Origin of the sequence: Allomesorhizobium camelthorni (genome assembly GCF_011045125.1) — a bacterium.
Lineage (GTDB): Bacteria > Pseudomonadota > Alphaproteobacteria > Rhizobiales > Rhizobiaceae > Allomesorhizobium > Allomesorhizobium camelthorni.
The window spans coordinates 95,563-117,964 of the sequence record NZ_JAAKZF010000009.1; the positions used below are offsets into that span (position 1 = coordinate 95,563).

A 22,402-nucleotide genomic window follows, 5' to 3' on the forward strand; every position below is an offset into this window, starting at 1 on the left:
CGGGGATAAAATCTCGAAACAGCGCGCGGGCGACACGGAAAAATCGCTGCAATAACAGCGGTATCGGCTGCTGGACCGCCGCTTCGGATGCGCAATTTGTTCACAAAGCCCGCCGGAGCCGTGAATGGCGGCGGGTTCAACGCAATAGCCGGGCTCGCTCGATGCATTCCGGTGCGATGTCTCGAGTGCCAGCCCTGCCGCACTGCAGCACAGAATCCCGCTTGACATAAATCACGGTAAGTGAATAATTGCCCACAGCCAAGGCAAATGCTCACTTGGTCTATGGGAGGAATTCATGAAACTGACCACGCTCATTCTGGGCCTGTGTTCCGCGAGCGCACTTGCGTTTGCCGCTCACGCCGAATCCATCACCATCGCCACGGTCAACAATGGCGACATGATCCGCATGCAGAAGCTGACGGACGACTTCACCGCCAAGAACCCCGACATCCAGCTGCAATGGGTGACGCTCGAGGAGAACGTGCTGCGTGAGCGCGTGACCACCGACATCGCCACCAAGGGCGGCCAGTATGACGTGATGACGATCGGCACCTACGAGGTTCCGATCTGGGCCAAGCAGGGCTGGCTGCTGCCGCTGGAAAACCTCGGCGCGGATTACGACGCGGACGACATCATCCCCGCGATCCGCGGCGGCCTGACCGTGGACGGCAAGCTTTATGCCGCGCCCTTCTACGGCGAAAGCTCGTTCATCATGTACCGCAAGGACCTGATGGAGAAGGCCGGGCTGACCATGCCCGATGCGCCGACCTGGGAGTTCGTGGCCGACGCCGCCCGCAAGATGACCGACCGAGCCGCCGACATCAACGGCATCTGCCTGCGCGGCAAGGCCGGCTGGGGCGAGAACATGGCCTTCCTGACCGCCACCTCCAACTCGTTCGGCGCGCGCTGGTTCGACGAGAACTGGGCGCCGCAGTTCGACCAGCCCGAGTGGAAGAACACGCTGCAGTTTTACGTCGACCTGATGAAGGACGCCGGCCCGTCGGGCGCGTCCTCGAACGGCTTCAACGAGAACCTGGCGCTGTTCCAGCAGGGCAAATGCGGCATGTGGATCGACGCCACGGTCGCGGCGTCTTTCGTGTCGAACCCGAAGGACTCGATCGTCGCCGACAAGGTCGACTACGCGCTGGCGCCCGACACCGGACTGGGCAAACGCGGCAACTGGCTGTGGGCATGGTCGCTGGCGGTTCCGGCCGGCACGCAGAAGGCGGACGCCGCGCAGAAATTCATCTCCTGGGCGACCAGCAAGGATTATCTGGCGCTGGTGGCGGAGAAGGAAGGCTGGGCCAACGTGCCGCCCGGCACCCGCACCTCGCTCTACGAGAATCCCGAATACCAGAAGGCCGCGCCCTTCGCCAAGATGACGCTGGACTCGATCAACGCCGCCGACCCGACCAAGCCGACGGTGAAGCCCGTGCCCTATACCGGTGTGCAGTTCGTCGCCATCCCCGAATTCCAGGGGCTCGGCACGACGGTCGGCCAGTTGTTTTCGGCCGCACTCGCCGGGCAGATGAGCGTCGACGACGCGCTGGCGCAGGCTCAGTCGGTTGCGACGCGGGAAATGACGCGTGGCGGGTACATCAAATAGGCATAGGGCATCCTCCCGGTGCCTGGCCGTCCGGGTCCCAGCCTGGGCGGCCCCTTTCAAGGACAGCGCTCCCGTTCTTACCAGAGCAATCATGTACGATTGGAACTGGACGCTGACGACCCCCTCCCCCTTGAGGGGAGGGATAGAGGGTGGGGGTAGAACCGCATCAAGCATGTCAGAACTACTTTGTGTGAAATCAGGTAGGGAAGCAGCCTTCATACCCCCACCCTCTATCCCTCCCCTCAAGGGGGAGGGGGTCGTCAGCGCCGAGTCTCCGACCTGAAAAGGCCGGCGAGAAATAGTGCAGCCGAAGCGGTTCATTTCGGAGGAAGATCATGGCCACGCGACAGACCGGCACGCTAGCGCGCTTCATGATGGCGCCGTCGGTGATCCTGCTGCTCGTCTGGATGACCGTGCCGCTGGCGATGACGCTGTGGTTCTCGTTCCTGAACTACAATCTGCTCAACCCCGGCAATGTCAGCTTCGCCGGCCTCTTCAACTATCAGTATTTCTATACCGACCCCGCCTTCTTCCAGTCGATCTGGAACACGCTTCTGATCGTGGTCGGCGTGCTGCTGATCACCGTCATCGGCGGCATTGCGCTGGCGCTTCTGCTCGACCAGCCGATCTTCGGGCAGGGCATCGTGCGCATATTGGTGATCTCGCCCTTCTTCGTCATGCCGCCTGTCGCAGCGCTGGTGTGGAAGAACATGATCATGCACCCCGGCTACGGCGTCTTCGCCGACATATCCCGGTTCTTCGGGCTGCAGCCGGTCGACTGGTTCGCGCAGTATCCGCTGTTTTCAATCATCGTCATCGTCGCCTGGCAGTGGCTGCCCTTCGCCACGCTGATCCTCTTGACCGCGCTGCAGTCGCTGGATGCCGAGCAGAAGGAGGCGGCCGAGATGGACGGCGCGAATTTCGTCAACCGCTTCATCTACCTGACGCTGCCGCACATGGCCCGCGCCATCACTGTGGTCATCCTGATCCAGACCATCTTCCTGCTCGGCGTCTATGCCGAGATCCTCGTCACCACCAATGGCGGCCCGGGCTACGCCACGACCAACCTGCCCTTCCTGATCTACCGCACCGCGCTGCTCGGCTATGATGTCGGCGGAGCTTCGGCGGGTGGGGTGATCGCCGTCATCCTCGCCAACATCGTCGCCTTCTTCCTGATGCGCGCGGTCGGCAAGAATCTGGACAGGTGAGGGCGAACTAATGCGACTGACATTCGAACTGTCGACACCCAATCGCCTTCGGGCATCGCCCCCTCCACCGCCTTCGGCGGTCCCCCTCCCCCGTAAACGGGGGAGGATCAACGGCGACGCCGGTTCCTCCCCTGCGAAGCGGGGGAGGGGGACCATGCGAAGCATGGTGGAGGGGGCGTCCAGCAAGCTGACCGCCGAAGGCGCTGGAGGGGGCGGCCTCATGCATCCCGTGAAGGAGACCTAGCCATGGCCCGCGCAGTTTCGACACGACGCAAGGCAGCCTTCACCGCAGCTGCATGGCTGGTCGCGTTCGTGATCTTCTTCCCGATCCTCTACACCATCCTGACCTCGTTCAAGACCGAGCCCGAGGCGATTGCGGGGTTCAGCCTGTTCCCTAGCTGGACCGCCGAGAACTATGTCGAGGTGCAGACGCAGCGCGATTATTTCAAGCCGTTCATGAATTCGGTCGTCATCTCGGTCGGCTCGACGCTGCTGGCGCTTTTGGTCGCCATACCCGCCGCCTGGTCGATGGCGTTTTCGCCGACCAAGCGGACCAAGGACATCTTGATGTGGATGCTGTCGACCAAGATGATGCCGGCGGTGGCGGTCTTGGTGCCGATCTACCTGATCTTCCGCGACACCGGCCTGCTCGACACCCGCATCGGTCTCACCGTCATGCTGACGCTGATCAACCTGCCGATCGTGGTGTGGATGCTCTACACCTATTTCCGCGAGATACCCGGCGAGATTCTCGAGGCCTCGCGCATGGACGGCGCCTCGCTGCTGAACGAGATCGTCTATGTGCTGACGCCGATGGCGATCCCCGGCATCGCCTCGACCATGCTGCTCAATATTATTCTCGCATGGAACGAGGCATTCTGGACGATCCGCCTGACGACGACCAACGCGGCCCCGCTGACGGCGTTCATCGCCTCGTTCTCCAGTCCGCAGGGGCTGTTCTGGGCGAAGCTTTCGGCCGCCTCGACGCTGGCCATCGCGCCGATCCTGATCATGGGCTGGTTCTCGCAGCGGCAATTGGTGCGCGGCCTGACCTTTGGCGCGGTTAAATAGAATCCCCGGGGAGGAAGCCATGGGCCAGATCACGCTGAAAAATGTGTCGAAATCCTTCGGGGCGACGGTCATCATCCCGGAGATCGACCTGACCATCGAGGACGGCGAGTTCGTCGTCTTCGTCGGGCCGTCGGGCTGCGGCAAGTCCACGCTTCTGCGGCTGATCGCCGGGCTCGAAGACACAAGCGCCGGCGCGATCGTCATCGACGGGCGCGACGTCACCGGCGAGGCGCCGGCCAAGCGCAAGCTGGCGATGGTGTTCCAGTCCTACGCGCTCTACCCGCACATGACGGTGGCGAAAAACATCGCCTTCCCGCTGAAGATGGCCGGGGAGGACAAGGCGGCGATCGACCGCAAGGTGGCGGACGCGGCGCGCATCCTCAACCTCACCAACTATCTCGACCGGCGGCCGGGACAGCTTTCCGGCGGCCAGCGCCAGCGCGTCGCCATCGGCCGCGCCATCGTGCGTCAGCCGTCGGCCTTCCTGTTCGACGAGCCGCTGTCCAACCTCGACGCCGCCTTGCGCGGCACGATGCGGCTGGAGATCAGCGAACTCCACCACCAGCTCAAGACCACGATGATCTACGTCACCCACGACCAGGTCGAGGCGATGACCATGGCCGACAAGATCGTGGTGCTGAACGCCGGCAATATCGAGCAGGTCGGCTCGCCGATGGAGCTCTACAAGACGCCGAAGAACCTGTTCGTGGCGGGCTTCATCGGCTCGCCGAAGATGAATCTGATCAACGGCGCGGTTGCGGCCAAGCATGGCGCCGCGACGGTGGGCATCCGCCCCGAGCACATGCAGATCTCGACCAGCGCTGGCGAATGGAAGGCAACGGTCGGCGTTGCCGAGCATCTCGGCTCCGACACGTTCCTGCATGTCAACGCCGACGGGGTCGGGCCGCTGACGGTGCGCGCCGACGGCGAAATCTCGGTGCGGCACGGCGACACGGTTTTCCTGACGCCCGACCCGACAAAACTGCACCGGTTCAGCGAAGACGGGAGAGCCATGTGACGAAGAGATTAGCCGGCAAATCGGCTCTGATAACCGGCGCTGCGCGGGGCATCGGCCGCGCCTTCGCCGAAGCCTATGTGCGCGAAGGCGCGACCGTCTGCATCGGCGACATCAACCTGGATGCGGCGATGAAGGCTGCCGACGAGATCGGCGACGCTGCCTATGCGGTCAGCCTCGACGTGACCAACCTTTCCTCCATCGATGCGGCGGTGAAGGCGGTCGAGAAAAAGGCGGGCGGGCTCGACATACTGATCAACAATGCGGCGCTGTTCGACGCAGCGCCCATCGTCGAGATTTCCAGGGCGAGCTACGACAGGCTGTTTTCGGTCAACGTCGCGGGCACGCTGTTCATGATGCAGGCCGCCGCCCGTTCGATGATCGCGCGCGGAAAAGGCGGCAAGATCATCAACATGGCGAGCCAGGCCGGGCGGCGCGGCGAGGCGCTGGTGGCGGTCTATTGCGCGACCAAGGCCGCCGTCATCTCGCTGACCCAGTCGGCGGGGCTCGATCTCATCAAGCACGGCATCAACGTCAATGCGATCGCGCCGGGCGTGGTGGACGGCGAGCACTGGGACCACGTCGATGCGCTGTTCGCCAAATACGAGAACCGGCCCAAAGGCGAGAAGAAACGGCTGGTCGGCGAAGCGGTGCCGTTCGGCCGCATGGGCAGGGCGGAAGATTTGACCGGCATGGCGGTTTTCCTCGCCGGCGCCGAGGCCGAATACATCGTCGCCCAGACCTACAATGTCGACGGCGGCCAGTGGATGAGTTGAGGGCTCCGCTTCGCTCTTCTCCCCGTTCACGGGGAGAAGATGCCGGCAGGCAGATGAGGGGCAGCGCGAAGATTTGCAAGGCCAGTGCCGCCCCTCATCCGACCCTTCGGGCCACCTTCTCCCCGTATAGAGACGGGGAGAAGGGGTCGTCGACGGCGGCGCCACGCAGCAAATAAGAGGTGCGGTTCACATGACCATCAAATTGTCGTCCGAGTCTCTGACCCACCTCCCCTCAAGCGTCGCCGCGCCAAAATACCGCCGCAGCGACCTCACCCCCGGAATCCTGCATTTCGGCGTCGGCAATTTCCATCGCGCGCACCAGGCGGTCTATCTCGACGATTTGTTCAACGCCGGGATAGACCGCGACTGGGCGCTGGTCGGGGCGGGGGTCTTCGAGGGCGAGAGAGTGGGGCGCGACAAGCTCGCGAGCCAAGATTTTCTGACCACCGTGGTCGAGCAGGATGACGGCCACGTGCAGGCGCGGGTAACCGGCGCGATGGTCGATTTTCTTGTCCCCGGCGACAGCGCCGCCATCATCCGCCGGCTCGCCGATCCCGCGATCCGCATCGTCTCGCTGACCATCACCGAGGGCGGCTATTTCATCGATCCGGCTTCGGGAAAATTCAATCCGGAGCATCCCGCGATCGTCGCTGACGCAGCAGACATCGACCGGCCGTCGACCGTGTTCGGCATGATCCTGGCCGGACTGAAGCGGCGTCGCCAGGCCGGGACGCCGGCTTTCACGATCATGTCGTGCGATAACATTCCCCACAATGGTCATGTCACCTCTGACGCGATCATCGGCCTGGCGCGGATCGCCGATGACGGACTGGCAGACTGGGTGAGAGAGAACGTCGCCTTTCCCAACGGCATGGTCGACCGCATCACGCCCGCCACCACCGACCGCGAACGCGCGATCCTGGCCGACAAATTCGGCGTCGAGGACAATTGGCCGGTGTTTTGCGAGCCGTTCCGGCAATGGGTGCTGGAGGACAATTTTCCGGCCGGCCGGCCGGCGCTGGAAAAGGCGGGCGTCCAGTTCGTCGACGACGTCTCGCCCTTCGAGCTGATGAAGATCCGCATTTTGAATGGCGGCCACGCCACGATCGCTTATCCCGCCGGGCTGATGGACATCCATTTCGTCCACGAGGCGATGCAGGAGCCGCTGGTGCGGGCGTTTTTGGCCAAGCTCGAGCGCGACGATATCATCCCGACGGTGCCGCCGGTGCCGGGCGTGGTGCTGGACGACTATTTCGAGCTGATCGAAAAGCGCCTTTCCAATCCGAAGATCGGCGACACGGTGCGCCGGCTATGTCTCGACGGCTCGAACCGGCAGCCGAAATTCATCATCCCGACCATCGCCGACCGGCTGAAGGAAGGGGCAGCCGTAGAGGGCCTGGCGCTCGAATCGGCGCTCTGGTGCCGCTATTGCTTCGGAACCACGGAGTCCGGCGCCAAGATCGCGCCAAACGATCCGAACTGGGACCGGCTGCTGACGACCGCCCGCGCTGCGCTGGCCGATCCCGCCGCGTGGCTTGCCATGGAGGATATTTACGGCGAGGTCGGCCGGTCGCCGGTATTTGTTGAGGCGTTTGGCGTTGCGTTGAAGGCGCTGTGGCGGGACGGCACGCGGGAGACGCTGGGGAGATATTTGGAGGGCGGCTTGTGAAGCCGATGCCCGCCGCCCGCACGTGAGTATAGTGCGTCCTTCGAGGCTCGCTTCGCTTGCACCTCAGGATGAGGGAAGTTGGTGCTGGCCGACAACCTTAAAGGCCGGTGTCGGTTGAAACCTCAAACTGGTGTCGTCCAACGATCCCCGAAAGCTAGTGGTGACCGAAACCACAATGCTGTTTCGGTCAACTTCGAAGGTTGAGGCAGGTTACCATACGGTCCTCATCCTGAGGTGTGAGCGAAGCGAGCCTCGAAGGACGCACCTAACATTGCATCAGCCCAACTCCGGCGGTTGATCTGACAAGAAGAATAGATTGGAGAACCGCATGGACCTCGGACTGAGAAACAAGGTGGCCGTCATCACCGGCGCGAGCGTCGGCATCGGGCTCGGCGTCGCCGAAGCCTTCGCCAGGGAGGGCGCGAACCTCGTCATGGCCGCGCGTGGCGAGGAGCGCCTTGCAGCCGAGGCGGCGCGGATCGCGAGAGAGCATGGCGTCACCGCGGTTCCCGTGGCGTGCGACGTGGCGACGGCGGAAGGCGCGGCTTCCCTGGTTGAGGCCGCGCGGCAAAAATTCGGCGGCGCGGATATTCTCATCAACAATGCCGGCACCGGTTCCAACGAGACAATCATGGAGGCCGCCGACGACAAGTGGCAGGCCTATTGGGAACTGCATGTGATGGCGGCGGTGCGGCTGGCGCGCGGCTTCGTGCCTATGATGCGCGCGCGGGGTGGTGGAGCCATACTTCACAACGCCTCGATATGCGCCGTGCAGCCGCTATGGTACGAGCCCATCTACAACGTCACCAAGGCCGCGCTGCTGATGTTCTCGAAAAACCTCGCCAATGAGGTGATCAAGGACAATATCCGCGTCAACACCATCAATCCCGGGCTGATCCTGACGCCCGACTGGATCAAGACGGCGAAGCAACTTACCGCGGAAACCGGCGGCGACTGGGAGGGCTATCTGCAATCCGTCGCCGACGAGCACGCGCCGATCAAGCGTTTCGGAACGGTCGAGGAACTCGCCAACTTTTTTGTCTTCCTGTGCTCGGAGCGCGCGAGCTACGCGGTCGGGGCCACTTATCATGTCGACGGCGGCATGCTGAGGACGATCTGAAGGCTGGCCGCCGGCCGGCGGAGAGGGCGGGAGCGGCAGGCGCCACGGCCGCGACGGTGCATTTCATCGATTTCGCATTGCATTGGTTCCTCCTGGATGGTGTTCGTTTTCCGGAGGTGTGTCGCGCGGCGGCGCGAAACGGTTCACGGGCCGGCCAAAGCCGCGCGGCAGACAAAAACCCCGCCGGCTGGGCCGGCGGGGTTTCGCTTCAGGCAACTCGCCTGCTTCTATTGAACCGGCTTCTGGTTCTGCTGCTCGCGCCGGGGGAGGATCTTTCTCAACGTATCCGGATTGATCCGGATGTTGGGCTGAGTGGGTTGCGTCACCTTCCGGCAGTTCGGAGGCGTGCCAACGGTGCCGCGCGGGCAACGGAGCGGCTGGACCTCCACCTTGCGGCAGTTCGGCAGCGTGCCGATCGTTCCGCGTGGGCAACTGAGCGGCTGGACGGTGACGCACCGTCCGTTGCGCAGCGTTGTGCCTTTCGGGCACTCGACCGTCGTCTGCCGGCACTGGCCACGCACCAGGCGCGTGCCGCGCGGGCAGATGCAGCGGCCGTCCTGGGTCCGGATCTGGCCGGGCAGGAGCGTGCACTGGTGGACCGGCGGCACGTCCTTGACGCAGCGGTTGTTGCGCAGCTCGGTTCCGCGTGGGCAGATGCAGCGCCCGTCCTGCGTCCGGATCTGGCCGGGCAGCAGCGTGCACTGGCGGACCGGCGGTACGTCCCTGACGCAGCGGTTGTTGCGCAGCTCGGTTCCACGCGGGCAGATGCAGCGACCGTCCTGGGTCCGGATCTGGCCGGGCAGCAGCGTGCACTGGCGCACGGGCGGAACGTCCCTGACGCAGCGGTTGTTGCGCAACTCGGTCCCACGCGGGCAGATGCAGCGTCCGTCCTGTGTCCGGATTTGTCCGGGCAACAAGTTGCACTGTTGCGGCTGCGGTTTGCGCGGTTTCGGCGTCGGGGTCGGCGTGGTGCCCTGGTCGCCCGTGCACCGGCCATTGCGGAAGGTCGTCCCTTCCGGGCAGACGCAGCGGCCGGCATTGTTCATCACGAACCCTTCCGAGCACTGATCCTTGGGCTGTTCCGGCTTGGAGATCGTGAACGGATGGCAGGCATATTGGCCTTCCTCGGGCGAGCCCTCGACGAGCGACTGGCCCTCCGAAAGACCGCCGCCATTGCGCACCGGCGTGTCGGGGCTGAGCACCGCCACGCAGTTGCGGCCGTTGATCGGGCCGTTCTGGTTGTCGAAGCGGCCGTCGTCCGGGATCACCACGGTGACCTGGTGGACCCTGGCTTCGCCCGCTCCGAGCGAGAGGTCGGCGACGCAGGAGATGGGCAGCGTCGTCGGCTCCGGCGCGCAGCCGAAGGGCGGGACTATCTCGGCGATCTCGACGCCTTCGAGACGGCCGAGACCTTCGACGCCGATTGCGTCGCCGATCCGCACCGGCCCGTTGAACGCCGTGTCGCTGTCGTTGCGGATGGTGACCTCGAACGTGCAGGGCTCGCCGACGCGGCACTCGCGGTCGCCGGTCTTCTCGACCCTGATGCTCGAGCCGCCCTGATCGCAGGCTTCGCCGATCGGATAGACGATGTCGTCTCCCGGTGCGGGCCCGTACGAGGCGCGGGCGCAGTTCTCGAACCGCTCGTTCGGCGAGACGTTCACCGTCACATCGAAATGGCGGCTCGTTCCGGGTGTCATCACCGCGCCCGGGATCTGGCACGACAGCGTGTCGGCCGGAACCGGTCCGCAGCTCCATTCCGCGCCGTCAGGGGTGACGGTTTGGATCTGGACGGGCGTGCCGGCGCCGATCAGTTCGGCCGCGTCATTGACCCGGACCGGGCCCGAAGGCGCGGTGGTGCCGAGGCTGATGACGGTTATGCGGCAGGTATATCCCGCAGCGCCGGCCACCGCTTCGCAGGTCTTGGTGATGCGGAGCGTCGGCTTGCCCGGATCGCGGCGGGGGATGCGCGCCTTGGCGCATGCCTTGTTGTTGGTGAGATCGCTCTCATCGGCAACGGGCAGCACTTCGGCGCAGTTCTCGAGGAGGTCGGCGGGGAAATCGTCGCCGACGATCGCCCTGACGCCAAGCGGGATGAAAGCGCCTGGAGCCAGCATCACGTCCGGATGGTCGCAGCGGAACCGCCCGGCCACTTCCGGCACGCACGACCATGGCGGCGACGGCACGAAGTCGGACGAAGCCGGCACGTTGACCGGATATTCATCGATGACGGTGATCGGGCCGTTGATGGTCTCGGCGCCGGTGTTGATGACGTTGATGATGAAGAAGCAGACGCCGTCGGGCGAACAGACCGGAGTGCGGGCCTGCTTGGTGATGCCGAGATCGACCTTCTTCTCCACCGGCGGCCTGCAATCCCGGTCGTTGGGACGGCAGAGCCTGATTGCCGCGCAGGCCCTGTCGTTCGCCTGCGAGCCGAACAGCTCCTTCTCGCTCGCCGGATAATCATATGCGGCGCAGTTGCGGATGTAGCGGGCGCCCCAGCCGGCACCCGGCTTGAAGCCGAGCTTCAGGTCGATGGATTCGCCAGGATTGAGCGTGGTCGCAGGATGCTCGCAGCTCATCGGGCTGGTCAGCGGGGCGCAGACCCATGGCGGGTTCGGGCCGCTGTCGATAGTTGCATTGCCGGGCAGCGTGACCTCGTCCAGCACGATCTTCCCGTTATAGGGCGCGTCGCCGACATTGGAGACGGTGATGGTGAAGTTGCAGCCGCCTTCGATCGTGCAGGTCGCCACGTCCGCGCGCTTCTCTATCCTGATGTCGGGTTCGCCGCGTTCGTCCGGGCAGTCGAGATCGTCGGGGATGACGAGGTCGACGGTCTGCGTGCAGCAGAGGCCGACGCCTTCTTCCGGCCCGGCATAGGTTTCGATGCCGGTGACGATCAGGTGCACGACGTCGCCCGGCAACGCGCCGGTGATCGTCCAGGCGAGCACGCCGCCGCCGGCCGGCACGAGTTGCGCCGCGGGCGCCACCATGATGCCCGGCGTCGTGGTGCGGAGCTGCACCCACTTGCCGGCCATGTCGGCGCCGACAGGCATGTTGTAGATGAAGGCGCCGCCGCCAGGCACGCAGTCGACATCGCCGGTCTCGACCTCGAAACAGGCCTCGTCGCCGCCCGGGGGCGGTGGCGGAGGCGGTTCGCAATCGGTCACGTCGATGCCGATTTTCGTCGGCTTGCCGGTCAGGAAATCGCCATCGTCCGGCAATGCCGGGTCATGCGAGGGGATTTCGATCGCGGCAGCGCCCGGGCGGGCGAGCGTGACGAAACCCTGATTGTCGACCGCGGTCGCCGCCGGGAAGGCGGCGTGGTCGATTTTCGCCGTGATGATCACGTCGAAATAGCGCCGGTCCAGAAGGCCGTCGCCATCGAGGTCTGTTCCCGAGAGGCGGAAATCCTCGATCGTCACCGTGTCGTCGGGCGAACCCGTCGTCGAGACGGAAGCCGCCGGTGCGGGTCCGCCCGCAGAGTCGGTAATGTCGCCGTTTATCTCGACATTGACCACTGAAAGCCCGGCCGGAAGCTGGTCGCGGAAATCCATGCGGATCTGCTTCAGCTCGTTGCCGAATTTTTCGCTGTTGAGCACTTCCGGTTCGCCCTCCGCGCCGAAGCGCAGACGGTATTTGACGTATTCGCAGCTTATCTGCTTGCCGATCTTCTCGAAGAACGGCTCGACGCGCTCGCGCTCCTGAATTGGTCCATCCGGCCTGTCGAGTTCGATGAGCGGCCTGTCGTCGGCCGGAACCAGAAGCGGCGTCTGGGCGGCGGCGGGTGCGATGCCGAAGGAGGCAAACGCCAGCCCGGCCGCCATCAGCCAGCGCGACGCGCGCGCGGCGATGGTTGCAGGTTTCATGATCGTCTCCATGACATCGGTTTCAGTGCGCCCCGCCAGGGGAAGATGTGAGAACATGGTCATCTCTCCCTCCTCACGGCGCGCAGCTTGCGGGTGGCGTTTCGAGCGTCACCGTGACTTTGCAGCACGGGTAGTAGCCGCCCCGTTCGGCATCGGCTTGCCTGTAGAAGCAGAGCCCGACATCGACATTCTCGCCGGGGAAGTGCCCGGTAATGCCCAATGTGAACGGAGCGCCTGCAGGTTGCGTCTGCTGCAGGGGCGAAACGCCGATCCCCGGTGTCCTGGAGTCGGCCTTGATCGTGTCGCCGCCGATGCCGGCGACGTCGCGCACGTAAAGATCGGCCTCGAGCCCGGCCGGCGTGCAGAAATACTCGACCGCATCGAGATCGATGCAGGGCGGAATGTCGTCCCCCGGCTGCGGGAAGATCGGCGGCCAGATGGGCGGCGGGTAGCCGCCGCCCGGAACCGGCTCGTAATAGCCGGCGCGGCCTTCGCAGGGCCGCCAGACTTCCACGTCGCCGACATGGCCCTCGACTTCCGGGTCTTCGAAAAATCCGTCGAAATCGACGAACCAACTGCCGAATGGCGGCTCGTTCTTCGGGCGCACCAACGGCGTCGGCGTGATCTGCACGCCGTGCACGGCTAGCGGCCCGCCCGGGATGAGCTGCTCTTCGAGCGCCGGATTGTCGCGCAGCTTATCGCCGGTCTTCACCAGCGTATCGGCGCAGGCATTGGTGTTGATGAAGCCCTGCGCGTCATAGCCATATTGCAGGTCGATGCCGCCGGCGCTCTGGCGGTGGCCTTCGGGGAAGCCGACCGCATATTCCTCCGGCGCTTCCACCCAGATCGATTCCGTCGCCGGATCGTCGGGGCTTTCGCGCCAATAGCGCAGCACGACGCCGTCGCCGGAATCGGCGAAGCGGCTATAGTCGTAGCGGTTGTCGATCTCGCCGCGCTGGGCGAGATACATGAAGCCGCGCGTGTCGAAGGCGATGTCGGTCACCGCCAGCTCCTCGGGAGCGGCGACTGTCAGCTCCCAGCGCGGATCGGCAGCGAACGTCCCATCGCGGGCGATGCCGACCGACCAGATTTCCGCCTTCTCGCCGACGGCGTAGTAGAGCCGGCCGCCATGCACCTGGACGCCCCAGACGCGGCGTTCGTCCTGCGTGTAACCCCAGGTGTCGGGGTCCTCGCTGTCGAAGGCAGCGCCCTCTATGTCCATCACCGCGCCGTCGTCGGCGACGGCGTCGAGGCCGCGCGCCGGCCGTCCGGCAACGCCGTGATCGAAGATGTCGATCAGGGCGCCGTCGGCGCCGATGCGGTGGATCAGGCCCGTGTCGAGGTCGGAAGCGAAGAACTGCCGGTGCGCCTTGTCGAAGGCGACGTTGCCGATGCCCGGCCCGCTATTGCTGTCGATGTCGGCAAACAGCGAGACCTGGCCGGTCAGCCCGTCGATCTTCCAGATCGTGCCGGGCCCGCCGCCATTCTCCTCGGCGAACTGGCCTTCCATGAAGGTCGCGCCTTCCGCGCCGCGGCGCTGGCGTTCCGGCCGGCCGTCATCGTCCTCGTCGGGCGTGACGATGCGGACGCCGTGCAGCGAGCTTGCGGCCGCATAGAGGTTCGGCACGCCGCTCGAGATGCCGTCGCGAACGCCGTCGTCATAGGCGAGGCCGAAAACCTGGCCGATCTGGCCGGCCATCACCTCAAAGGGTTGCGGCGTATAGACGAGCTGCCCGGAAGGCGGTCCGCCGAGCGCATTGACGTCGAAAACGCGCAAGGTTGCGCGGTCGAGGTCGATGAAGGTTTCGTCGACCGGGTCGACGCCGGGCGGCAGTCCCTCGTCGAAATTGGGAATGATGGTGCCGGAAAATCCGGTCGCCGCCATCGATCCGGGATGGATGATCTGCGTTTCCTGCGCCCTGCCGGGGCCGGCGAACCAGAGCCCGGCCGTCAGCGCCAGCGCGACGATTGCGCTCGTCGAGGCCAGTGCGTTGCGGCGGCGATGGTGAAGGGCGTGCAGGATGGATGTTCCGCGGACATGCGGCATGAGGCTTCTCCCGAATTTCGTCGGAGAAACCACCGGTGCGGCCGCGCGAACGACCGCCGCGTGTCCGGCACTTTCCCCCCTGGCAATACGGTGTCCGCCCCTCATCTGCACGTTACGCGGGCAATGACGTTGCGTCAACGGGACGAGGCCGAAGCCCAGCGCGTCCGTTTCGTCTCCGAAACGGTGGTCGCACTGAGCGCCGGCTGGTCCCGTTGACCTGTAACTGTCGGTGGTCATGGGTTTTCCTTTCCGGGGCCGCACCATGCGGCTCCTGGACGCTCAGTCGCGGCGGAAAGGAGAAAGGTTCACCGAGCGGGCAGTCAGCGGTCCGACAGCGCGAGCCGCAGCCCAAGCGCCGCGAAGGCGCCGGCAAAGCCGCGCCGCAGCCAGGCAAGCACGCTGGGACTCGAAATGACGTAGCGCCTTGTCGCCGAGGCGAACGCGCCGTAGCCGACGAAGACGATGAAGGTCAGCGCCATGAACACGCCCGCCAGCCCCAGCATGTAGGAGGTCGGGCTGGGCGTGTTCGCCGGCACGAATTGCGGCAGGAAGGCCAGGAAGAACAGCGACAGCTTGGGGTTGAGAATGTTCAGCATGAAGCCGCTGGCGATGATCTTTGCCGGCGAGCGCGTGGAGTGGCGTTCGGAAACCTGCAGCGCGCCGCCGTCCCGCATCACCCCCCAGGCCATGTAGAACAGGTAGGCGACGCCGAGATATTTGACGATCTGGAAAGCCAGCGCGCTGGTGTGCAGCAGCGCCGCCAGCCCGGCTATGCTGGCCGCGATATGCGGGACGATGCCGAGCGTACAGCCGATTGCCGCGAGTACGCTGGCGCTCCAGCCCCGGCTCAGCCCGAAGGCCAGCGTGTAGAGCACGCCGGTGCCCGGCAGGAGAATGACGATGATCGAGGTCAGCAGATATTCGGGGGTCATGATGGCGCTCCAGGTTCGGGATTTTCGGAACCGCAGGAAAGCCGATCGGGAGGAGCTGGTCTTGAACGAAATTGCAGTGCTTTTCGGATGGATGAAATCGCTAACCGACGCGCGTCGTAGCGCTGCAAATCAGGTGCGAGCGGACGTTTCGCCGGGTGTCCATACCTGAGGGAATCCATGCCTCGCCACATCGGAAGTCAAAGGCGGGGCAGAACAGGCGGCCACTGAGCTTCGCCCAAACATGTTCCATATGCGATCGCCAGCCTGCGAACGGGGAGGAGATTCTGGCAAGGATGTTCGAAAGAGAGGTTGACTGGTGGTCGTGGGGCTGCCGATCACTCTACCGGCCCATTGGCATAGCCACCAAAATCAGCCGACCGCCTCGGCATAAGCGCCGGGCGAAATCCCATAGGTCCGCACGAACATTCGGGTCATGTGGCTCTGGTCGGCGAAGCCGCTTTCAAGGGCGGCCTGCGCCAACGGCCTGCCTTGCGCGATCAGCCGCCGCGCGGCCGCGATCCGGCGCTGGAGAATATAGGCATGTGCCGTAAGCCCGGTTGCCCTCACAAAACCGCGCAGCACCTGGAAGCGGCTGAGGCCGCTTTCGCGCGCCAAGTCGGCCAGCGTGATCGCCGCCGCCGGATCGTCGTCGATCAGGCTGCGGGCGACGGAAATCGGTGCGGGCATCGATCGGTCCGGGACAAAACCGTTCCCGTCGCGCATGACCTCCGCCAGCAGCATCAGCATCGTTTCCTCGCGCGCGACCGACGCTTGCGCACCGGCCGGCGTCGTCGCTTCGTCTTCGGCGTCCTGCCTGCCTGCCGTCATCGCCGAAAACAGCGCGCCGAAGCAGGCGGCGATCCGAGGGTCCCCGATGACCGGCCGGGTGAATTCGAACGTGCTCGTCCGGCCCTGGCTGATGTCGCGGGCGGCGTCGGCGATCAGCGGCGGGTCGAAATAGAGCATGCGCCAGGAGCGGCCGGCGTCGCCGATCGGCGCGCCGTCATGCACCTCGCCCGGATTGACGGTGATCGCGTCGCCGGGGCCGGCCTCCACCATGCCGCGGCCGCTAAGAGATTTCTGCGCGCCGCGATGGATGACGCCGATGCCGAACTGCTCGTGCGTATGGCGCGGAAATGTGTGGCGCGTTTCCGCTTCCACCGCGTCCACGCCGGCGATCGCGCACCGGAGCATTTTGAATTGGGCTCGTGCCATCTGGTCATGCCTCCTCCGGCAGTTTGCCTGCCCGTGCCATGAACCGCAACGGGAGGGGCGGTGTTGAAGCGCCAGGCGCATTGCAACCCCTGCCTATGCCCCCTCCACCGCCTGCGGCGGTACCCCTCCCCCGTAAACGGGGGAGGATCAGCGGCGACGCCGGTTCCTCCCCTGCGAAGCGGGGGAGGGGGACCACGCGAAGCGTGGTGGAGGGGGCAACCCCATGCTTCAGCCTTCGCGATCATCCCACCCGCCTCGCTGCGCTCGCCCGCCTTCCCCCATCGAGGGAGGTAGGGCGGCGACGCTGCCAAGCTGGCGCAGTTCCCCCTCTTGGTCTAATCCTTCATCAACGGGGTGAACCTTTCCGAGGCTGCATGCGACAGAGCCGACAGAAGCGCCGGTCATGACGAACGATACCGATCGTGACCTGGTCGGCCGCGTCGCCAAGGGCGACCGCGCTGCCGTGCGGCTTCTGTTCATGCGCCACCACGCGCGGGTCTACCGTTTCGTGGCGCGCCAGACGGGATCGGAAGCGATGGCGGACGACATAGCCAACGAAGTTTTTCTGGAGCTGTGGCGGCAGGCGCCGCGCTTCGAGGGCCGGTCGGAAGTCTCGACCTGGCTGCTGGGCATTGCCCGCTTCAAGGCGCTGTCGCATCTGCGCAAGAAAAGCGAGGCGTGGATCGACGATGACGACGCTGCCGCGATTGCAGACAGCGCCGATACGCCGGAAGTGACGGTGATGAAGGAGAACAAGGCGGCGGCGCTCAGGCGCATGGTCGACGCGCTGCCCGAGGAGCATCGCACGGTGGTCGACCTCGCCTATTATCACGGCAAGTCGGTCAGCGAGATCGGCGAGATCCTGTCTATACCGGTGGCGACGGTGAAGACCCGGATGTTTTATGCCCGCAAGAAGCTGGGCGAGGCGCTGAAAGCCGCCGGTCACGACAGGGGTTGGCCATGAGCGCCGGGGAAAACATGTCGCGCCGCGACGAACTGGAAGCGCTGCTGCCTTTCTACCTGAACGGCACGCTGGAAGGCGACGACCTCGAAGCCGTCGAGGAGTGGCTGGCCTCAGACCCTGAGGCGGCGGTGGCGCTCGCCGAAGCCGACGCGGAATTTGCCGGCGCGGTCGCCGCCAACGAGGCGCTGCGGCCTCCCGCCGATGCGCTGAGCCGCTTTTCGAAGGCGCTGGAGGCGGAAGCCGTGCCCGCGAGGTCGCAGGCGGGAAAATCCTGGCTCGCCAACGTCTGGGAACGGATCGCCGGCCTGCCGGCGGGGCTCGCCTGGGCAACGGCCGCCGCGGCGGTCATGCTGCTTGTCGTGCAGACGGCGCTCGACACCGGCAGGCAGGGCGGCGATTTCGAGATCGCCGGAGAGCAAGGCGGCGTCGGCGCGATGCCGTTCGCCTTCGTCAAGTTCAGGCCGGAGGCGGAGATGGCCGACATCTCGGCCTTCCTCATGGAAAACGGCGCGGCCATCGCCGGTGGGCCGACGGCGGGCGGCGTGTTCCGCATCGCCATCCCCGCGAAGACCGCCGCCGACTATGACAGGCTGGTCGGCCTTATTGCCGCCCAGCCCTTTGCCGAGACTGTTTCCGAAGGCAGGAAACCGTCCAATGGCGGGTAAGGCATTCAGGATTGCGGCGTTTTCGGCTGCCATGCTTGCGGGCGTGGCTCCGGCTTTGGCGCAGACCAACGACCCTTCCGGCGCGCTCCCGACCGATCGGATAACCGTTCAGCCTGAAGGCACGGATCCGGACGATGATCGCGGCGGCCAAAATGCCGTGCTGCTGCCGGATTTGCTGTTCGACCTGTTTCCCAATCCCGCCGGCCGCGAGCCGGCTCAGCCGGGCAGCGGCGCGGGACAGGCGCCGCCCTCAAACACGCAAGCGGGAGGACCGCCGCCTGTGCCGGCGCGAAATCCGCTCGGCGCGGCCGCTGCCACTGCTGCGCGCCAGCCGCTCGCCGCCCCGGCGCAGGCGATTGCCGGCGAGTTCGTCCCCGACGAGGTGCTGGTGACCATCGAAGGCGACGGCGCGGTCGTCCAGGACATCGCGGCGGATTTCGGGCTCGAGATACGCTCGCAGCGGCTTTCGACCCTGCTCGGCCTGACCGTCGTGCGCTTCGGCATTCCCGACGGCCGGCCGGTCGGCGTCGTGCTGGCCCAACTTGCCGCCGACGGCCGCGCGCAGGGGCGCGTGCCCAACCACGTCTACGACCTCCAGCAGGCGCCGGCAGTCATCAACTACGCCTTCCAGCGCATCGCGCTGGATTCCGCCGCGGCCAGCGGCAAGGATGTGCGCATCGCCGTCATCGACACTGCGGTGGACGAGACGCATCCGGCGTTGAAAGGCGTCGTTGCCGAGATTTTCGACGCCATGCCGGAGGTCGAGATCGCCTCGCGCGACCACGGCACTTCGGTCGCCGGGCTGATCGCCGGCACGGGGCCGTTTCGCGGCATGGCGCCCGGATCGAGCATCTACCATGCCCGTGCGTTCGAGAACGGCAAGTCAACCATGGACACGATCCTGAGCGCGCTCGACTGGGCGGCAGGCAGGGATGTGCGCATCATCAATATGAGCTTCGTCGGGCCGCGCAACGAATTGCTGGAGACCGCCTGCCGCAATGCGCGGGCGCAAAACATGGTGCTGATCGCGGCGGCCGGCAATAACGGCCCGAAAGCGCCGTTCGGCTATCCCGCCGCCTATGCCGGCGTGACCGCCGTGACCGCAACCGACGAGCAGGACCGGCTGATGCAGCAGGCCAATCGCGGGCCTTACGTCTATCTGTCGGCCCCCGGCGTCGACATGATCGCGCCGGTCGGCGGCGGCTCGGACCTCGTCACCGGCACCTCCTTCGCCGCAGCGATCGTCTCGGGCGCGGTCGCCAATCTGATCCGCAGCAATCCCGAGCGCTCGGCCGACTGGATCGAGAAGGCGCTGGCCGAAACCGCCACCGATCTCGGCAGCGCCGGCCGCGACGGCGATTTCGGTTACGGCCTGCTCAACGCCAAGGCGGCGGATGCGGCGAAGGAATAGGCGCGGTTAGCCCGCCGCGCCGGCGATCGAGCCGCGAACGACCAGGTCGACCGGCCAGATCTCACCCCGCGCGCCCTCTTCCAGGCCCGAAATCCGTGCCACCAGCCGCTCGGCGATCCGCGCGCCCGCCGCCCGGATCGACGAGCGCGTCGTCGACAGCGGCACGGAAAAATGCTCGGGCCTCAGCCACGGAAACACGTCGTCATGTGCGACTAGCGACACGTCGCCGGGGATGGTCAGGCCGAGATCGCGCACGGCGCGCACCACGCCGAGCGCCATGATCAGGCTGGAGCAGGCGATCGCCGTTGGCGGTTCGGGCTGCTCGAGCAGGCTGCGCGCCGAGCGGTAGCCGTTCTCTTCGGTCATCGCCACCGAGCGGATCCTTTCGGGCGGCAGCGCCAGCCCGGCGGAAGCCAGCGCGCGCCTGACGCCGCGCTCGCGGAAGATCGCGAAAGTCTGCCCGTCGTCGCCATTGATCAGCGCAATGCGTTTGTGGCCGAGTTGGACCAGCAGCCGCGCCGCCTCGTGGAATGCGCCCTCATTGTCGATGTCGAGGAAGGGATAGTCGAAATCGAGCCCTTCGGCGCGGCCGTGCACCAGGAAGGGCAGGCCGAGCTGGTTGACCAGCGAGATGCGCCGGTCGGCGGGGCGCGGCGCGGAGATATAGACGGCGTCGACCTGTTTGTTGGCGGCGACGCGCCGGTAGGTCGTCTCCTCGTCGTCGGCGTCGGCCGGGCTCAGCACCAGATCAAGCTCGTGCGAGCGCGCGTAATCGCCCAGCCCCGACAGGAATTCGACGAAATGCGGGTCGATGTCGACCGAGGCGCCGGTCGGCAGCACATAGCCGATCATGCCGGCCTTGCCGGTCGCCAGGCGTCTCGCGCTCGGGTTCGGCCGGTAGCCGTGGCGCTTGGCGGCGTCGGTGACGCGGCGGCGGGTTTCCTCGCTGACTTCCGGGTAGCCGTTCAGCGCCCGGCTCACCGTCGTCTGCGAGAGTTGCAGCATATGCGACAGCTGTTTGAGGTTCACAGCAGAGCTCCAGATTCTCAAAGCGCTTTGAATGCAGCCGGATTGCCGCTTTTGTCTCCTGTCGCGCAACATTCACTATAGGTCGCGAATCGCCTGTTCAGAAGCGATATTGCATGCTGCAGCCCCAAAAAAGCATGCTGCGCTGCGCGATTGGCGCATTTTAAATCGGTTTATGACCCGGAGCTCTTGACTCTTTGCCGGTTCGGTGGCGTGATGCAGTCAGCCAAAGCGCTTTGGGAGCTCTACCTATGCGGTTGCGATCCGCACGGGGCTGGGGCACATTCGAGCGGCCGCCGGCAGGACGGAATGGAGGTTCCGTCTCCATTGAGAACCGTTGGGAGGACTATCATGAAAAAAACCCTGATGCTGGGCGCCGCCCTTGCCGCGCTCGCTTTTGGCGCGCCGGCTCACGCCGAACTGAAATTCCAACCGGGCGAGGATCCCCGCTTCACCTGGGCCAACTACGAAGAGCTGAAGAAAGTCGACCTGAAGGGCGAGACGCTGTCGATCTTCGGCCCATGGCGCGGCGAAGACGAAGCCTTGATCCGCTCCGTTCTCGAATATTTCACCGAGGCCACCGGCGCGACGATCAACTATTCTTCGTCGGAAAATTATGAACAACAGATCGTCATCGACACGCAGGCGGGCAGCCCGCCCAACATCGCCGTACTGCCGCAGCCGGGTCTGATCCAGGATCTTGCTTCCAAGGGCCTGCTGACGCCGCTCGGCGAGGAGACCGCGACTTTCGTCAAGGACAATTACGGCGCAGGCCAGTCGTGGGTCGACCTCGGCACCTACAACGACAAGGACGGCAAGCCGGGTTACTTTGCGTTCCCTTACAAGGCCGATCTGAAGTCGATTGTCTGGTACGTGCCGGAAAATTTCGAGGAAGCCGGCTACGAAGTGCCGAAGACCTGGGAAGAACTGCAGGCTCTCGCCGACCAGATCGTCGCCGACGGCGGCAAGCCCTGGTGCATCGGCCTGGGTTCGGGCGGCGCGACCGGCTGGCCGGCGACCGACTGGATCGAGGACATCATGCTGCGCACGCAGCCGCCGGAAACCTACGACAAGTGGACCAAGAACGAGATTCCGTTCAACGATCCGGCGGTCGTCGAGGCTCTCGACATCTTCGCCAATATCGCGACTAACGACGCCATGGTAGACGGCGGCGCGGCGGCTGTCGCGGCCACCGACTTCCGCGACAGCCCGAAGGGCCTCTTCGGCATCCCGCCGAAATGCTATCTGCACCGCCAGGCCTCGTTCATCTCATCCTTCTTCCCGGAAGGCACCGAGCTCGGTGAAGGCGCGGATTTCTTCTACCTCCCGCCCATGGCTGCGACGCCTGAACTCGGCAAGCCGGTGCTCGGCGCTGGAACGCTGTTCAGCATCACCAAGGACTCCAAGGCCGCGCGCGCCTTCATCGACTTCCTGAAGATGCCGCTGTCGCACGAGATCTGGATGGCGCAGTCGGGCTTCCTGACCCCGCTGAAGACGGTGAACGGTGAAGCCTATGCCAATGAAGCGCTGAAGAAGCAGGGCGAAATCCTGGTCAATGCGTCGACCTTCCGCTTCGACGGTTCCGACCTGATGCCCGGCAAGATCGGCGCCGGCGCCTTCTGGACCGGCATGATCGACCTGGTCGGCGGAAAGCCGTCTGCCGACGTCGCGGCCGATATCCAGACGAGCTGGGACGCGATCAAGTAGAGCAAAGTTCGGCATGCCGCGCAGCTAGACGTGATTGCGCTGCCCCTCACCTGCCTGCCGGCATCCTCTCCCCGTTATCCTTCGACAAGCTCAGGACGGGGAGA

At 65.4% G+C, this 22,402-nt stretch carries 16 protein-coding genes; 11 read left to right on the forward strand and 5 right to left on the reverse strand.

What is annotated here, in order from left to right:
* Window positions 1-295 precede the first annotated feature (295 nt).
* The 7 genes from G6N73_RS09970 to G6N73_RS10000 all read left to right on the forward strand — a co-directional run bounded on the left by G6N73_RS09970 (window position 296) and on the right by G6N73_RS10000 (window position 8,465).
* Window positions 296-1,606, forward strand: coding sequence for an ABC transporter substrate-binding protein (locus tag G6N73_RS09970; RefSeq protein ID WP_165026936.1), 1,311 nt, complete (start codon window positions 296-298; stop codon window positions 1,604-1,606).
* 335 nt (window positions 1,607-1,941) lie between these two features.
* On the forward strand, window positions 1,942-2,814 hold the full coding sequence (locus G6N73_RS09975; RefSeq protein ID WP_165026938.1) for a carbohydrate ABC transporter permease: 873 nt from the start codon (window positions 1,942-1,944) through the stop codon (window positions 2,812-2,814).
* Window positions 2,815-3,060: 246 nt separating this feature from the next.
* A complete protein-coding gene (locus G6N73_RS09980; RefSeq protein ID WP_165026941.1) occupies window positions 3,061-3,885 on the forward strand; it encodes a carbohydrate ABC transporter permease in 825 nt (274 codons plus the stop codon).
* A 19-nt stretch (window positions 3,886-3,904) separates the two neighbouring features.
* Window positions 3,905-4,903 (forward strand): ABC transporter ATP-binding protein, encoded by a 999-nt coding sequence (locus G6N73_RS09985; protein ID WP_165026943.1) that lies wholly within the window; start codon window positions 3,905-3,907, stop codon window positions 4,901-4,903.
* Window positions 4,900-5,676: an L-iditol 2-dehydrogenase gene (locus tag G6N73_RS09990; protein WP_165026944.1), complete on the forward strand. Its 777-nt coding sequence runs from the start codon at window positions 4,900-4,902 to the stop codon at window positions 5,674-5,676. The genes G6N73_RS09985 and G6N73_RS09990 overlap by 4 nt, the downstream gene beginning before the upstream one ends.
* Before the next feature lie 190 nt (window positions 5,677-5,866).
* Window positions 5,867-7,345, forward strand: a complete 1,479-nt coding sequence (locus tag G6N73_RS09995; protein WP_165026946.1) for a mannitol dehydrogenase family protein — start codon at window positions 5,867-5,869, stop codon at window positions 7,343-7,345.
* Window positions 7,346-7,673: 328 nt separating this feature from the next.
* The gene (locus G6N73_RS10000; RefSeq protein WP_165026948.1) at window positions 7,674-8,465 is read left to right on the forward strand and encodes an SDR family NAD(P)-dependent oxidoreductase; all 792 of its coding nucleotides are present in this window, start codon (window positions 7,674-7,676) and stop codon (window positions 8,463-8,465) included.
* A 227-nt stretch (window positions 8,466-8,692) separates the two neighbouring features.
* On the opposite strand, the gene G6N73_RS10005 is transcribed toward G6N73_RS10000, so the two are convergent.
* The 4 genes from G6N73_RS10005 to G6N73_RS10020 all read right to left on the reverse strand — a co-directional run bounded on the left by G6N73_RS10005 (window position 8,693) and on the right by G6N73_RS10020 (window position 16,525).
* Window positions 8,693-12,394, reverse strand: a complete 3,702-nt coding sequence (locus G6N73_RS10005) for a DUF7929 domain-containing protein (RefSeq protein WP_165026950.1) — start codon at window positions 12,392-12,394, stop codon at window positions 8,693-8,695.
* Between the two features lie 10 nt (window positions 12,395-12,404).
* Window positions 12,405-14,378: a hypothetical protein gene (locus G6N73_RS10010; RefSeq protein ID WP_246251842.1), complete on the reverse strand. Its 1,974-nt coding sequence runs from the start codon at window positions 14,376-14,378 to the stop codon at window positions 12,405-12,407.
* A 320-nt stretch (window positions 14,379-14,698) separates the two neighbouring features.
* Window positions 14,699-15,310: a LysE family translocator gene (locus G6N73_RS10015; RefSeq protein WP_165026954.1), complete on the reverse strand. Its 612-nt coding sequence runs from the start codon at window positions 15,308-15,310 to the stop codon at window positions 14,699-14,701.
* A 369-nt stretch (window positions 15,311-15,679) separates the two neighbouring features.
* Complete coding sequence (locus G6N73_RS10020; protein ID WP_165026956.1) at window positions 15,680-16,525, reverse strand: AraC family transcriptional regulator; 846 nt, start codon at window positions 16,523-16,525, stop codon at window positions 15,680-15,682.
* A 403-nt stretch (window positions 16,526-16,928) separates the two neighbouring features.
* Here G6N73_RS10020 and G6N73_RS10025 point away from each other — a divergent pair, with 403 nt between their 5' ends.
* The 3 genes from G6N73_RS10025 to G6N73_RS10035 are packed head-to-tail and all read left to right on the forward strand — an operon-like array spanning window position 16,929 to window position 19,565.
* Window positions 16,929-17,489: a sigma-70 family RNA polymerase sigma factor gene (locus G6N73_RS10025; RefSeq protein ID WP_165026958.1), complete on the forward strand. Its 561-nt coding sequence runs from the start codon at window positions 16,929-16,931 to the stop codon at window positions 17,487-17,489.
* Entirely contained in the window at window positions 17,486-18,154 is a 669-nt protein-coding gene (locus G6N73_RS10030; protein WP_206078774.1) for an anti-sigma factor, read from the forward strand. Before G6N73_RS10025 ends, G6N73_RS10030 begins: the two co-directional genes overlap by 4 nt.
* Window positions 18,144-19,565, forward strand: coding sequence for a S8 family serine peptidase (locus G6N73_RS10035; RefSeq protein ID WP_165026962.1), 1,422 nt, complete (start codon window positions 18,144-18,146; stop codon window positions 19,563-19,565). Before G6N73_RS10030 ends, G6N73_RS10035 begins: the two co-directional genes overlap by 11 nt.
* Window positions 19,566-19,571: 6 nt before the next feature.
* Here the strand turns inward: G6N73_RS10035 and G6N73_RS10040 are convergent, their stop codons facing one another.
* On the reverse strand, window positions 19,572-20,594 hold the full coding sequence (locus G6N73_RS10040; protein WP_165026965.1) for a substrate-binding domain-containing protein: 1,023 nt from the start codon (window positions 20,592-20,594) through the stop codon (window positions 19,572-19,574).
* Between the two features lie 348 nt (window positions 20,595-20,942).
* On the opposite strand from G6N73_RS10040, the gene G6N73_RS10045 reads away from it, so the two are divergent.
* Window positions 20,943-22,298, forward strand: coding sequence for an ABC transporter substrate-binding protein (locus G6N73_RS10045; RefSeq protein WP_165026967.1), 1,356 nt, complete (start codon window positions 20,943-20,945; stop codon window positions 22,296-22,298).
* Window positions 22,299-22,402: the final 104 nt, after the last annotated feature.